Source organism: Phreatobacter cathodiphilus, from assembly GCF_003008515.1.
Taxonomy (GTDB): domain Bacteria; phylum Pseudomonadota; class Alphaproteobacteria; order Rhizobiales; family Phreatobacteraceae; genus Phreatobacter; species Phreatobacter cathodiphilus.
In genome coordinates, this window is record NZ_CP027668.1 from 4,460,145 (window position 1) to 4,472,756 (window position 12,612).

Here is a 12,612-nt window from a genome sequence, read left to right on the forward strand (position 1 = left end):
ATTTTCCACCTCGCGCCGTCTATGGCCCTGCCTCGCCTGCCGCAGCACCGAGATCCATGGCCGAGATCACCGCCGTCGACACCTATTCCTTCGTCCCCGACGATCTCAGGCTCGCCGAGCGCAGCCCGGGAATCTCGGCTTTCGTGCGCACCAAGAACGGGGCGGACTTCCTGCGCCAGACCATCCTCAGCCACGCGCCCTTCGTCGACGAGATCGTGGCTGTCTACAACCAGTGCACCGACGCGACCGAAGCGGTGCTGGCGGGCCTGCAGGACGAACTCGGGCCGGAGAAACTCAAGCTCTTCCACTACCTGCCGCGCGTCCACCCACCGGGCTCGCGGGATCATGCCGCCGAGCCCGGGCACTCCCCCCACAGCGTCGTCAACTATTCTAATTTCGCCCTGTCGCGGACCACCCGCGCGATCGTCGTGAAGCTCGACGACGATCACATCGCCTTCGAGCGCGGCCTGCGGCCGATGGTGGACCGGCTGCGCCGGGAGGGCCTGGCGCCCGGCCGCATGAACTGCTTCTCCGGCCTCAACCTCGTGCGCGAGGAAAATGGCGGGGTTGGCATCCATGCCGACACGCCCTTTTCCGGCAACGGCGACATCGGCTTCTTCGCGATGACCCCGGACGCCTATTTCGTGCATGATCGACGCTTCGAGGACTTCCGGAAATATCACTTCCGCCGCGTCTTCACCGGCTTCGCCTACTGGCACATGAAATATCTGAAGACCGGCCTCGGCTTCGCCAATTACGAGATCGATAGCGGCGGCAACAGGCGTTTCGCCAAGAAGGAGCGGCACTTCCACCGCCGCCGCGAGGTCACCACCATTCCCGAGCTGGCCGCCACCATGCCGCGCCTGCGCGCCTCGCTGATGCGGCTCGTCCCCTTCGACAAATGGGCGCTGATCGGCAATCGGGCGCTGGCCATGGCCGAGGGCGCGGTCACCGAGGCCGACCTCGCAGACCTCGTCGCCCGCTATGGGCTCGGCACCCTGTTGAACGGCGATGCGGCCGCCTGACATGCGAACGCCCGCGGGGATGATCCGCGGGCGTTCGGGCCTTCTCCCCGCAGGTCAGGCGACGGAGAGCCTGACGGCGAGATTGCCGCGCGTCGCCTCCGAATAGGGGCAGACGATATGGGCCTGCTGCACCAGGTCCTCGAGCACGGGTTTGTCGACGCCCGGAGCCGCGATCTGCAGCGCCACGTCCAGCCCGAAGCCCTTGCCGTCGTCGCGCGGGCCGATGCCGACCGCGGCCGACACCTTCGTTTCCGCGGGGAGGGCGACCTTGGCCTTGCCGGCGACGAACTTCAGCGCCCCGAGGAAACAGGCGGAATAGCCGGCGGCGAAGAGCTGCTCGGGATTGGTGCCTTGGCCGCCGCCACCGCCGAGTTCCTTCGGCGTGTCGAGCGTCACCGACAGGCGGCCGTCATCGCTGCCGGCCGAGCCGGTGCGGCCACCGGTGGCGGACCCATGGGCGGTGTAAAGGATGTTCATCGGATTATCTCCCTCGGGCGAGCGCCCCAGCGGCGCCAGCATTTAGATAGCGAAAAATTAGATTGCGTACAATAGATAACAGAAGCGCGATTGGACCTTGCGTCCGCGATGCGGGCGCGGGCAGATGGGTCGCACGGAGGGTGCCATGGCGACGAAGCAGCGACGGCCGAAGCTGGACGATCACCTGTGTTTCGCCATCTACGCGGCGGGTCATGCCTTCAACCGCGTTTACAAGCCACTGCTCGCCCGGCTCGGCCTGACCTACCCGCAGTACCTCGCCATGCTCGTGCTGTGGGAAGAGGAGGACGTGCCGCTCAAGGTCATCGGCGAGCGACTCGGCCTCGATTCCGGCACCCTGACGCCGCTCCTCAAGCGCCTGGAGAAGCTCGGCCTCGTCACCCGCACGCGCAATACCGCCGACGAGCGCTCGGTCCGCATCGGCCTCACCGCCGAGGGACGCGCGCTGCAGGACAGGGCGGCTGACATTCCCGCCGCGCTCGGTTGCGCCATGGGGCGCCCGCTGCCCGACATCGCCCGCCTCCGGCAGGAAATCGCGGCCCTGCGCGACGCGCTCAATGCGGCGGCGGAGGCCGGGGCGGGCGAATCCTGATGGATCGCCGCGCTGGCGGTGATCCGGCCGGTGGTATCGGCGTAAACGTCACAGCGACAGCCGGAGACGACGATGCCCATCACCGCCCTCTATGCCGCATTGCTCGCCCTGCTCTTCGTGGTTCTCTCGGTCCGTGTGATCGGTTTCCGCCGCGCGGTCCGCATCGGGCTCGGCGACGGCGGTGACACGGCCCTGCTGCGACGCGTCCGCGTCCACGCCAACTTCGCCGAATACGCACCCTTCTGCCTGGTCCTCATCGGGCTCGCCGAAAGCCTGAGGGCGCCGGCGCTGCTCCTGCACGCGCTGGGCGCTCTGCTTCTGGCGGCGCGGTTCAGCCACGCTTACGGCGTCTCGCGCCAGCCCGAGACCTTTTTCTTCCGGGTGGCCGGCATGGTGGGCACCCTGACGGTGATCGGCGTTGCGGCGGCGGTCTGTTTCTATTCCGCGGCCCGCAGCCTCGGCTGAAGCCTGGACACGCCTGCCTCGGCCAGCGCCTCCGGCAAGGGGCCGCCGGTCGCCCAGTCGATCAGCTCCACCGTGTGGACGATCGGCACGGGGCGGGCGTGGGTCTCGTAGCCCTTGGCGATTTGGGTGATGCAGCCGATGTTCCCCGCCGCCACCACGTCGGGCCGCGTCTTGTCGAGGTTCGCCACCTTCCGGTCGCGCAGCCGCGCGGCGATCTCGGGCTGCATGATGTTGTAGACGCCGGCCGAGCCGCAGCACAGGTGCCCCTCGGGGGGCTCCTTCACCGTGAAGCCCGCAGCCTTCAGCAGGTTTTTCGGCAGGTCCTTGATCTGCTGGCCGTGCTGCATGGAACAGGCGGAGTGATAGGTGACGAAGAGGCCGTTCGGCGCCGCCTCGGGAAGGCCGAGGGTCGTCAGATATTCCGTCACGTCCTTGGCGAGGGCCGAGACCCGCGCCGCCTTCTCCGCATAGGCCGGATCGTTGCGGAACATGAAGCCGTAATCCTTGATCGTCGTGCCGCAGCCGGAGGCGGTGATGACGATGGCGTCGAGGCCTTCGCCGTCCATCTCGGCGATCCAGGCGTCGATGGTGCGCTTCGCCTGCGCGTGGCTCTGGTCCTCGCGCCCCATGTGATGGACGAGGGCGCCGCAGCAGCCCTCGCCCTTGGCGAAGGCCACCTCGACGCCGAGGCGGGTCAGGAGGCGCACCGTCGCCTCGTTGATCGAGGGCTGCAGCACCGGCTGGGCGCAGCCCTGCAGCAGAACGACCCGGCCGCGCCGTGGTCCCTCCGCCGCATGGACGCCGCCGCGGTCGAGATGGGAGCGGGCGGGAAGCCTGTCGGGCGAGAGGCCGATCATCGCGCGCGTGCGCTTCATGAGGCCGACCCGCCCGGCGAGCGGCCCGATGGTCCTGCGCGACACGGCGACAGCCGCGCGACCCTTCCAGCGCAGCACAGAGACCACCGACAGCGCCTTCTTGGCGAGGAAGCCTCCGGCGAGCGCCAGCCGGAAGCGGCGCGGATAGGGCAGGATGTTGGCGAGCACCGCCCGCATCAGCCGATCCTGCCATGGCCGCTCATAGGTCTTCTCGATATGGGCGCGCGCGTGGTCGACCAGGTGCATGTAGTGCACGCCGGAGGGGCAGGTGGTCATGCAGGAGAGGCAGGAGAGGCAACGGTCGACGTGTTTCACCACTTCTTCCGTCGCCGGCTGGCCGGTCTCGAACATCTCCTTCATCAGGTAGATGCGTCCGCGTGGGGAATCGAGTTCGTCGCCCAGGAGCTGGTAGGTCGGGCAGGTCGCAGTGCAGAAGCCGCAATGGACGCAGGTGCGGAGGATCTTCTCCGACGTGGCGATCGCGGGATCGGCGAGCTGGGCGAGGCTGAAGTTCGTCTGCATGGCCTCAAACCCCCGGATACATGCGGCCGGGATTGAGCACCCCGTCCGGATCGAAGCTCGCCTTCATCTTGCGCTGGATCGCCATGAGGGGGCCGGCGGCTGGCGAGAACACGTCGACCGCGCCGCGCACCGTCTCCGGCGCTCGGACGAGCGTCGCGTAGCCGCCTGCGGCCTTGGCCGCGGCGTGGACGCGCCCTGCCCCTGCATCCCCCGTCGCCGCGACGCCCGCCCAGACGAGGCCGCCGCCCCAGTCCAGCATCAGGCGGGGCTCGAGCGGCGCCAGCCTGTCCGCGAGGGCTGGTGCGGCCGAGGGCGGCACGGAGATGCGCCACACCGCCGCGTCAGTTCCAGCGAAGGCGGCGGCGTCGCGGATATCCGCCCAGAGGCCGGCGGACGCGTCCGCCTCCAGGGTCTCGACGGCGCCGAAGGGTGCCAGCAGCTTCGACAGCGCGTCGGTGCGATAGGCGAGGGGCGCGGCAAAGCCCTCGATGCGGATGAGGGTGCGTGCGGTCTCGCCACCGGAAGCCGGCCAGTGCGCCGCGCCCGTCGGCTCGAAGGGCGAGCCGAGCGCCGCCGACAGCGCCGCCACCGCCTGCGGGACCGACAGGCCCGTCATGGCCAGCGTCCGCTCGCCTTCGGCCTTCGGCAGCACCTTGAAACAGACCTCGTGGAAGACCGCGAGCGTGCCGAAGGAGCCGGCCAGCGCCTTGACGAGGTCGAGCCCGGTGACGTTCTTCATGACCCGGCCGCCGGACTTCACGTCCTGGCCCAGGCCGTTGACGAATTTCAGCCCGATCATCGAGTCGCGGGCGGCCCCGAGATTGATCCGCGCCGGTCCTGACACGTTGGCCGAGGCGACTCCTCCCACCGTCGGCTCGCCGCTCGTCCCATAGAGGCGGCGGTGGTCCATGGGCTCGAAGGGCAGGCGCTGCCCCTTGGCCGCCAGCGCCTCCGTCACTTCCCGCAGCGGCGTGCCGGCTTTCGCCGCGATGACGAGTTCGGCCGGCTCGTAGAGCGTGATGCCGGAGAGCCTTTCCGTGGAGATGGTCGCAGCCGCCTGCACCGGCCGGCCGAGGCCGGCGCGCGTGCCGCCGCCCGCCACCGCAAGAGGCGTGCCGGTGCTGCGCGCCGCAGCAACGACGGCCGCCAGTTCCGCGGGAGAGGAGGGAATGTGGAGGGTCATGCCGCCTCGCGTGGGGCTTCGTCCCGCGGCGCATCCAGCGGAAACACCTTGGCCGGATTGAGGATCCATTTCGGGTCCAGCGCCGTCTTGATCCGGGTCTGCTGCAGCAGGTCCACCTCGGTGAACTGCTCGCGCATCAGGTCGCGCTTCTCGATGCCGACGCCGTGCTCGCCGGTGAGGCACCCGCCGAGCTGCACGCAGAGACGGAGGATGTCCTCGCCGGCATGCTCGGCCTTCACCTGCTCGGCGGGGTCGTTGACGTTGAACATGACGAGGGGGTGCAAGTTGCCGTCGCCCGCGTGGAAGACGTTGGCGACCCTGAGACCATAGCCCTTCACGATGCGGTCGATGCCCTCCAGCACGTCCGGCAGGCGGCCGGTCGGGATCGTCCCGTCCATGCAGATGTAGTCGGCGACCCGGCCGGTGGCACCGAAGGCCGACTTGCGGCCCTTCCAGATCGCCGCCGTCTCCATGGCCGACTTCGATTCCTTGACCACCGCCACGTCGTGGCGGCGGGCGATGTCGACGATGCGGACGAGCATCGCCTCCATTTCGGCGTCCGAGCCTTCCACCTCGATGATCAGCATGGCCTCGACGTCGAGAGGATAGCCGGCCTTGGCGAAGGCCTCGCAGATGTGGATCGCCTCGCGGTCCATGTACTCGATGGCGACGGGGATGATGCCGGCGCCGATGATGTCCGACACGGTCTGGCCGGCCTGGGCGATCTCGCGGAAGCCGAAGAGCACGGGCCGCGCGCCCTCCGCCTGCCTGAGGATGCGTACAGTCACCTCGGTGACGACGCCGAGCTGCCCCTCGGAGCCCACCAGCAGCCCGATCAGGTCGTAGCCCGGCGAGTCCAGTGCGCCGCCGCCGATCTCGACGATCTCGCCCTCCACCGTCACCAGCTTCAGGCCGAGGATGTTGTTGGCGGTGACGCCATATTTCAGGCAATGCGCGCCGCCGGAATTCATCGCCACATTGCCGGCGATGGTGCAGGCGAGCTGGCTCGATGGGTCGGGCGCATAGAAGAATCCGGCATGGGCCACCTCGCCGGAAATGGCGAGGTTGGTGATACCCGCCTCCACCCGCATGGTCCGGTCGGCGAAATTCACGTCGAGCACCCGGTTCATCTTGGCGACGCCGAGCACCACCGCGTCCTCCTGCGGGATCGAGCCGCCGCAGAGCGAGGTGCCGGCACCGCGCGCCACCACCGGCACGCCCTCGGCGTGACAGAAGGCCAGGATCGCAGCTACCTGCTCCGTCGTCTCCGGCAGCACCACCACCATGGGCAGGCGCCGGTAGGAGGTCAGCGCGTCGGTCTCGAAGGCGCGCCGCTCCTTCTCCTCGGTGATCACGCCCTCGCCGGGCACGATGGCCTTCAGCGCGGCGATGACGCGGTCGCGTTTCGCCAGCACGTCGACGCGCGGCGCGGGAAAGGCGATGGCCATGGCGTTCTCCCTCGTCCGGTTTCGGGCCCGAGACCCACCCGTCTGGAATGATTTCAAACGACTATACGCCGGTTCCCCTCTGGCGGAACGGTCCGGTTGCGGTCAAGATTGTTTCCCTGAAGGAAAGAATGGGAGCGAGCCTTTGACGCCGCTTGCCGATCTCGAGGTCTTTGCCCGCGTCGTGACCGCCGGCAGCATGTCCGCGGCGGGCCGGGAGATGGGCCTGTCGCCGGCGGTCATCTCCAAGCGCATCAAGCGGCTGGAGGAGCGGCTCGGCACCCGCCTGCTCCAGCGCACCACGCGGCAACTGTCCCTCACCGAGGCGGGGCAGGGCTATTACGAGCGCGTCGTCGCCATCCTCGCCTCCATCGACGAGGCGGAGAGCTTCGTCACCCGCCGCTCCAACCTCGCCCGCGGCACGCTGCGCGTTTCGGCGCCCACCTCCTTCGGGCGGCTGCACATCGCCCCGCACCTGCGCACCTTCCTCGGCGCCAATCCCGATCTCGTCGTCCATCTCGAGCTCTCCGACAGTTTCGTCGACATCGTCGCCGAGGGCTACGACGTCGCCATCCGCATCGGTGAACTGGACGATTCGTCCTTCGTCGCCCGGCGGCTCGCGCCCAACCACCGGCTGCTGGTGGCGACCCCCGGCTATCTCGCCGCGCGCGGACGGCCCGCTGATCTCAGCGACCTCGCCGACCACGCGCTCCTCGCCCACAATGCCGACACCTGGCGGCTGGAAGGGCCCGATGGTCTTCAGGTCGTGCGCCTGCACGGGCCGCTGCGCACCAATTCCTCCGAGGTGGTCCGCGAGGCGGTGCTGGCCGGGATCGGCATCGCCCTGCGCTCCACCTGGGACGTCGGGCCGGAGCTGCAGGACGGCCGGCTCGAGGTCGTGCTGCCGCAATGGCGCGCCTCGCGCCGGGTCGCCGTTCATGCCGTCTATCCCACCCGCCGCTTCCTGCCGCAGAAGGTCCGCGTCTTCGTCGACTGGCTGGCGGCGCTCTATGGACCGGTACCCTATTGGGACCGGGGGCTCGACCTTGCGGCGCGGGAAGGCTAGAGCCTTGGCCGACCCGCCCACCCGGAACACCGCATGACACGCGCCCTGTCCGATCTCGATCTTCGCCTGGCCGGCCTCTTGGCCGAGGCCGGCTTTGCGCGCGCCGAGCCGCCCCTGCTGATCGCCGCCGATCTGGTGCGTGACCTCGTCGGCGAGGCCCTGGCGCGCCGGCTGTTCCTCACCGGCGATGCCGAGGGCAACGAGCTTTGCCTGCGCCCTGACTATACGATCCCTGTCGTCCAGGCCCATCTCGAAGGGTCGCGCGCCGGCGAGGCTGCGGCCTATTCCTATCTCGGCCCCGTCTTCCGCCACCGTCCGGGCATGGCGGGCGAGTTCAACCAGGCCGGCATCGAACTCCTCGGCCGGGCCGACCGTGAGGCCGCCGAGGCCGAGGTCGTGGCCCTCGGCCTGAAGGGCGCGCGGCTCTACACGGAGGGGCCCCTCACTCTGGCGCTGGGCGATATCGGCATCTTCATGGCGCTGGTCGCCGCCCTCGATCTGCCGCCCGCCTGGCGGCGCCGCCTCGCCAAGGACTTTCGCCGCTCCGGCATGCTGGAGGGCGACCTGAAGCGCCTCGCCGAGCCCGCCCGCAACGGCTCCACCCATGCCGGCCTGCTCGCCGCGCTGGAAGGGTCGGATCCGAAGGCGGCCCGCGCTCTCGTCACCGACCTCCTGTCGATTGCCGGAATCACCACGGTCGGCGGACGATCCGCGGCTGACGTCGCCGAGCGCTTTCTCGAGCAGGCGGCGCTGGGCACGGGCGGCCTCAGTGCGGAGAAAGTGGCGGTGGTGCAGAAGCTTCTCGCCATCGACACCGACGCCGCTTCCGCCGAGGCCGCCATCCGCGACCTCGCCGCCGCCTCGGATCTCGCCATGGGCGATGCGATCGACCGGCTCGCGCGCCGCAACGCGCTGCTCGCTGCGGCCGGGATCGACCTCTCGGCCGCGCGCTTCTCCACCCGCTTCGGCCGCGACGTCGACTATTACACCGGCCTCGTCTTCGAGGTTCACGACGGATCGGGACGGGAGAGCCGGCCGCTGGTCGGCGGCGGCCGTTACGACCGTCTCACCGACATGATGACGGCCAAGATGGGCCTCGACATCAAGGTGCCGGCGGTCGGCTGCGCCTTCTGGGTGGAACGCCTCGCCGTGGCGGGAGGCCGCGCATGACCGACACGCCGCTCGTCTTCGCCATCCCCTCCAAGGGCCGCATCCTCGAATCGGCGCAGGGCTTTCTCGAGCGCGCCGGCCTGAAGCCGGTGCAGGGCCGCGGCGCCCGCGACTATCGCGGCACCATTCCCGGCCTCGATCAGGTGGAGGTCGCCTTCCTCTCCGCCTCCGACATCGCCCGCGAACTTGCGGCCGGTACGGTCCATCTCGGCCTCACCGGTCTCGACCTCATGCACGAGGCGACGCCGGAGCCTGAGGACCGGCTCGTCTCGCTCACCCCGCTCGGCTTCTCGCGCGCCGACGTCGTCGTCGCCGTGCCGCAGGCCTGGATCGACGTCGCCACCATGGCCGATCTCGACGACGTCGCCAGCCAGTACCGCGCCCGCCACCGCTCGCGCATGCGCGTCGCCACCAAATATCTGAACCTCACCCGCGCCTTCTTCGACCGCCACGGCATCGCCGATTACCGCATCGTGGAATCCGCGGGCGCGACGGAAGGGGCCCCGGCTGCCGGCGCCGCCGAGCTCATCGTCGACATCACCACGACGGGCGCAACCCTCGCGGCCAATGCGCTGAAGGTGCTTGACGACGGCGTCATCATGAAGTCGGAGGCTCATCTCGTTGCCTCGCGCACGGCGCCCTGGAGCGCCGGCGCGCTCGCCTCCGCGCGCGACATGCTCGACCGCATCGCCTCGCAGGCGCGCGCGCGCAAGGTGCGTGAGGTCCGCACCCGTTTCGCCGCCGCAGACGCCTCGCTGGTCGACGAGGCGCGGGCGCGGTTCGGCGTCGAGGCGCCCTTCGGCGGCCCCACCTCGTCCGGCATGCTGACGCTGCACTGCCCGCCCGCGGCGCTCTTCCCGCTCGCCCGCTTCCTGCGCGAGAGGGGTGCGGAGAACGTCTCCGTCACCGAGCTCGACTATGTCTTCTCGCGCGACAACCCGCTCTACGAGACCCTCGCGGCGGCGCTGGCCTGAAGCTCAGACCGCGTCGGTCGAGGTGACCACGAAGGTGTTGAGGTCGCCGTCCTCGTCGCGGATCGAGACATATTCGCCGATCTGGAAGGCATGGTCGCCGAAGCGGAAGCCGGCCTCGTCGTCGTCGGTCGCGCCGGGGTCGTAGTCGAAGGTCCAGGTCGCGCCCTTGGCGCCGCCCGGCTTGTGCACGAGGAGGCCGTGCTGGTCGTCCTCGCCCTGCCAGAAGCGCCGCACCTTGCACAGGTCGCGATGCTGCTTCCAGGCGGCGAGGTCGATGCGACCGGCCGCGTCGAGGGGCGCGACGAACTCGTAGCCGTGAAACTTCGATCCGTCCGGATAGCTCGGCGAGCGCGCCATGTTGAGGCGGATGCGGTGGAAGCCCCGGGGGAGAGTCGTCATCGTCGAAAACCTCTGGCTGTGACGCTCTCTTGATGCGCCGAGCCCCCGGTCGCTGCCTTGATCGGGGTCAACCGCCGCCGCGGCTCACGGCAATCCCAGGGCGCGCGCCGCCATCACCGCGCCCATGCCCGTCGCCAGCGCCACGATGTCCTTCCGGACCGCGACCATGGCGAGGGTGGCGGTGGCGATGCCGATCCAGGCGGAGAGGCCGCCGCGCATGGCGAGCGGCACGACGGTGGCGACGATGATGGCCCCCGGCAGCGCCTCCAGCGCCGCCCGCAGGAAGGGCGTCAGCGGCACCCGGCTCATGATCCAGTAGCCGGCGAAGCGCACGGCGTAGGTCGCCGCCGCCATGGCGAGAATGGCGGTGACGGGGCCGGCCCACTCAGTCCCGGTCACGGAAGGCTCCCGCCGCCAGCGATCCGGCGATGGCGCCGGTGATGATGAACCAGTAGCCGGAGACGAGCTGCGCGGTGACGACCGCGATGGCCGCGGCCACCGGCCAGGCGAGCCGGTCGCGCCTCAGGCGAAACAGGCCGACCGACATGGCTGTGAAGGTCAGCGGCATGACCATGTCGATGGCGAAACGCTTCGGGTCGGTCAGGAGATGGCCGAGCGCGTGGCCGGGAATGGTCGCCAGCGTCCAGATGATCCACATGAACAGCCCGGCACCGACGAAGACGCCCGCGTCCTGGCCGCCCTCGGCGTGATAGCGCGAGCCGATGACGAAATTGGCGTCCGTCAGGCCGGCGAGGCCGAGATGGATGGCGCCCGCCGGGCCCCGCGACAGCCAGGGCTGCAGCGAGGCGCCCATCAGCAGGAAGCGGAGGTTCACCGCCGTCGTCACCACCACGAGGGCGGCGATGGCCGAGAGCGAGAAGACCTCCGGCCAGAGCTGCAGGGCGAGGAGCTGCGAGGCGCCCGCATAGACCGAAAAGCTCATCAGAACCGCCTGGCCGAGGGTGAGGCCCTTCTCGGCCGACGCCGCACCCACGGCCGCGGCGAACACGAGGACCCCCGGCAGCATCGGCACGCTCAGCCGCGCCCCCTCGACCATGCCGGCGAGGGTGCAGGGAACGGGACGGGGAGAGGACGTGTGCGGTGCGTGCATGGGTCTTCGGCGGTTCGGACCTTTCTCCCGTTCCCCGGCAGGCGGGTCCAGCCCCTTCCGGTGCAGGGCGGGACCTCGCGGATCGCAGGGGTGAAAAGGGAACTTCAGGCGATGTCGAAGCGGGCGCCCGCGCTACCCGAGCGACTTGCGGAAGAAGAACTCCCAACTGGCGCTGGCGTCGGCGAGATAGCGCACCACCGGCTGGCGGACGAAGCCGAGCTTTTCATAGAAGCGGTGGCCGCGCAGGAAGCGGGTGTCGCTCCACAGCACGATCTCCCGGGCGCCGCCCCCGAGCAGGAAGGCCTCGCCCTCGCCGTAGAGCCGCTGGGCGAGCCCCGAGCCGCGCCGGGCGGCGCTCGCATAGACCTTGAACAGTTCGCCGCGTCCGCAGACGCCCGTCATCACCGCGGCGAGAGAGCCGACGAGCCGGCCCTCCTCCTCCGCGACGATCAGCAGGCCGCCCTGCCGGGCGTAGTGGCTGGCCGGAGCCTTCAGCTCGGGAAACTCCTCGTCGAGGAACAGGCAACCGGGATATTCGGCGAAGGTGGTTGCGATCAGGCCGGCGAGGGCCGGACCGTCGGCATCGGTGGCGGGGCGGAGGATCATGCGTGTCGGGGGCTGACGGTGGCGAGGGCGGTGGCAGGCTCGAGCGGCTGCGGCGTCCACTGCGCGCGCACCGGCAGGGCCGCGTCCAGCAGGCGTTGGTAGCGGCTGCGCGGCACCTCGACGGCGCCGAGCGTGGCGAGATGCGGGGTGACGAACTGGGTGTCGAGCAGGCGGAAGCCGTCGGTGGCGAGCCGCGCCACCAGATGGACGAGGGCCACCTTGGATGCGTCGGTCTCGCGGTGGAACATGCTCTCGCCGAAGAAGGCCCCGCCGAGACTGACGCCGTAGAGCCCGCCGACGAGTCGGCCATCGCGCCAGGCCTCGACCGTATGGCAATGTCCCATGCGGAAGAGCGCGCCGTAGAGCCGGCGGATGCGGGCGTTGATCCAGGTTGAGTGCCGTCCCTCGGCGGGAGCTGCGCAGCCGTCGATCACCGCGTCGAAGTCGTGGTCCATGCGGATCTCGAATCGCCCCGACTTCACCGTCCGTGCCAGACGTGACGACACCGTCAGCCCGTCGAGCGGAATGATGCCGCGTCGCTCCGGCTCGACCCAGTAGAGGCCGGGATCGTCGGCGCTCTCGGCCATTGGGAAGATGCCGCAGGCATAGGCCTTGAGCAGCACCTCTGGCGTGATGGTCTGGTCGATGTCGTCGCCGTGGCGTGTCATGGCGGCAGACTAACGG

At 69.9% G+C, this 12,612-nt stretch carries 15 protein-coding genes; 6 read left to right on the top strand and 9 right to left on the bottom strand.

The genetic code is table 11. The features are described 5' to 3' along the window. Window positions 1–56 precede the first annotated feature (56 nt). Window positions 57–1,025: a glycosyltransferase family 2 protein gene (locus tag C6569_RS21420; protein ID WP_106750768.1), complete on the top strand. Its 969-nt coding sequence runs from the start codon at window positions 57–59 to the stop codon at window positions 1,023–1,025. A gap of 54 nt (window positions 1,026–1,079) precedes the next feature. Here the strand turns inward: C6569_RS21420 and C6569_RS21425 are convergent, their stop codons facing one another. Further along, the gene (locus C6569_RS21425; protein ID WP_106750769.1) at window positions 1,080–1,502 is read right to left on the bottom strand and encodes an organic hydroperoxide resistance protein; all 423 of its coding nucleotides are present in this window, start codon (window positions 1,500–1,502) and stop codon (window positions 1,080–1,082) included. Window positions 1,503–1,647: 145 nt separating this feature from the next. On the opposite strand from C6569_RS21425, the gene C6569_RS21430 reads away from it, so the two are divergent. Then, entirely contained in the window at window positions 1,648–2,112 is a 465-nt protein-coding gene (locus tag C6569_RS21430; protein ID WP_106750770.1) for a MarR family winged helix-turn-helix transcriptional regulator, read from the top strand. A 72-nt stretch (window positions 2,113–2,184) separates the two neighbouring features. Next, complete coding sequence (locus C6569_RS21435; protein ID WP_106750771.1) at window positions 2,185–2,577, top strand: MAPEG family protein; 393 nt, start codon at window positions 2,185–2,187, stop codon at window positions 2,575–2,577. On the opposite strand, the gene C6569_RS21440 is transcribed toward C6569_RS21435, so the two are convergent. Genes C6569_RS21440 through C6569_RS21450 form a run of 3 tightly spaced genes read right to left on the bottom strand, consistent with a single transcriptional unit; the run spans window position 2,550 to window position 6,605 of the window. Next, complete coding sequence (locus tag C6569_RS21440) at window positions 2,550–3,974, bottom strand: heterodisulfide reductase-related iron-sulfur binding cluster (protein ID WP_106750772.1); 1,425 nt, start codon at window positions 3,972–3,974, stop codon at window positions 2,550–2,552. The two genes, C6569_RS21435 and C6569_RS21440, sit on opposite strands and share 28 nt — an antisense overlap. A 4-nt stretch (window positions 3,975–3,978) precedes the next feature. Further along, entirely contained in the window at window positions 3,979–5,157 is a 1,179-nt protein-coding gene (locus tag C6569_RS21445) for an FAD-binding protein (protein ID WP_106750773.1), read from the bottom strand. After that, window positions 5,154–6,605, bottom strand: coding sequence for an FAD-linked oxidase C-terminal domain-containing protein (locus C6569_RS21450; protein WP_106750774.1), 1,452 nt, complete (start codon window positions 6,603–6,605; stop codon window positions 5,154–5,156). The genes C6569_RS21445 and C6569_RS21450 overlap by 4 nt, the downstream gene beginning before the upstream one ends. A gap of 196 nt (window positions 6,606–6,801) precedes the next feature. Here C6569_RS21450 and C6569_RS21455 point away from each other — a divergent pair, with 196 nt between their 5' ends. Genes C6569_RS21455 through hisG form a run of 3 tightly spaced genes read left to right on the top strand, consistent with a single transcriptional unit; the run spans window position 6,802 to window position 9,812 of the window. Continuing rightward, complete coding sequence (locus C6569_RS21455; protein ID WP_245898370.1) at window positions 6,802–7,668, top strand: LysR family transcriptional regulator; 867 nt, start codon at window positions 6,802–6,804, stop codon at window positions 7,666–7,668. A 33-nt stretch (window positions 7,669–7,701) separates the two neighbouring features. After that, complete coding sequence (locus tag C6569_RS21460) at window positions 7,702–8,838, top strand: ATP phosphoribosyltransferase regulatory subunit (protein WP_106750776.1); 1,137 nt, start codon at window positions 7,702–7,704, stop codon at window positions 8,836–8,838. Continuing rightward, on the top strand, window positions 8,835–9,812 hold the full coding sequence (gene hisG, locus C6569_RS21465) for an ATP phosphoribosyltransferase (RefSeq protein ID WP_106750777.1): 978 nt from the start codon (window positions 8,835–8,837) through the stop codon (window positions 9,810–9,812). The genes C6569_RS21460 and hisG overlap by 4 nt, the downstream gene beginning before the upstream one ends. 3 nt (window positions 9,813–9,815) lie before the next feature. Here the strand turns inward: hisG and C6569_RS21470 are convergent, their stop codons facing one another. The 5 genes from C6569_RS21470 to aat form a co-directional block, all read right to left on the bottom strand. Further along, window positions 9,816–10,211 carry a hypothetical protein gene (locus tag C6569_RS21470; protein ID WP_106750778.1) on the bottom strand — a complete coding sequence of 132 codons (396 nt, stop codon included), beginning with the start codon at window positions 10,209–10,211 and terminating at the stop codon, window positions 9,816–9,818. An 84-nt stretch (window positions 10,212–10,295) separates the two neighbouring features. Continuing rightward, window positions 10,296–10,610 (bottom strand): AzlD family protein, encoded by a 315-nt coding sequence (locus tag C6569_RS21475; protein WP_245898188.1) that lies wholly within the window; start codon window positions 10,608–10,610, stop codon window positions 10,296–10,298. Further along, window positions 10,597–11,322: an AzlC family ABC transporter permease gene (locus C6569_RS21480; RefSeq protein WP_106750779.1), complete on the bottom strand. Its 726-nt coding sequence runs from the start codon at window positions 11,320–11,322 to the stop codon at window positions 10,597–10,599. The genes C6569_RS21475 and C6569_RS21480 overlap by 14 nt, the downstream gene beginning before the upstream one ends. A gap of 132 nt (window positions 11,323–11,454) precedes the next feature. Continuing rightward, window positions 11,455–11,928, bottom strand: coding sequence for a GNAT family N-acetyltransferase (locus tag C6569_RS21485; RefSeq protein ID WP_106750780.1), 474 nt, complete (start codon window positions 11,926–11,928; stop codon window positions 11,455–11,457). Continuing rightward, window positions 11,925–12,596 carry a leucyl/phenylalanyl-tRNA--protein transferase gene (gene aat, locus C6569_RS21490; RefSeq protein ID WP_106750781.1) on the bottom strand — a complete coding sequence of 224 codons (672 nt, stop codon included), beginning with the start codon at window positions 12,594–12,596 and terminating at the stop codon, window positions 11,925–11,927. Before aat ends, C6569_RS21485 begins: the two co-directional genes overlap by 4 nt. Between the last annotated feature and the right edge of the window lie 16 nt (window positions 12,597–12,612).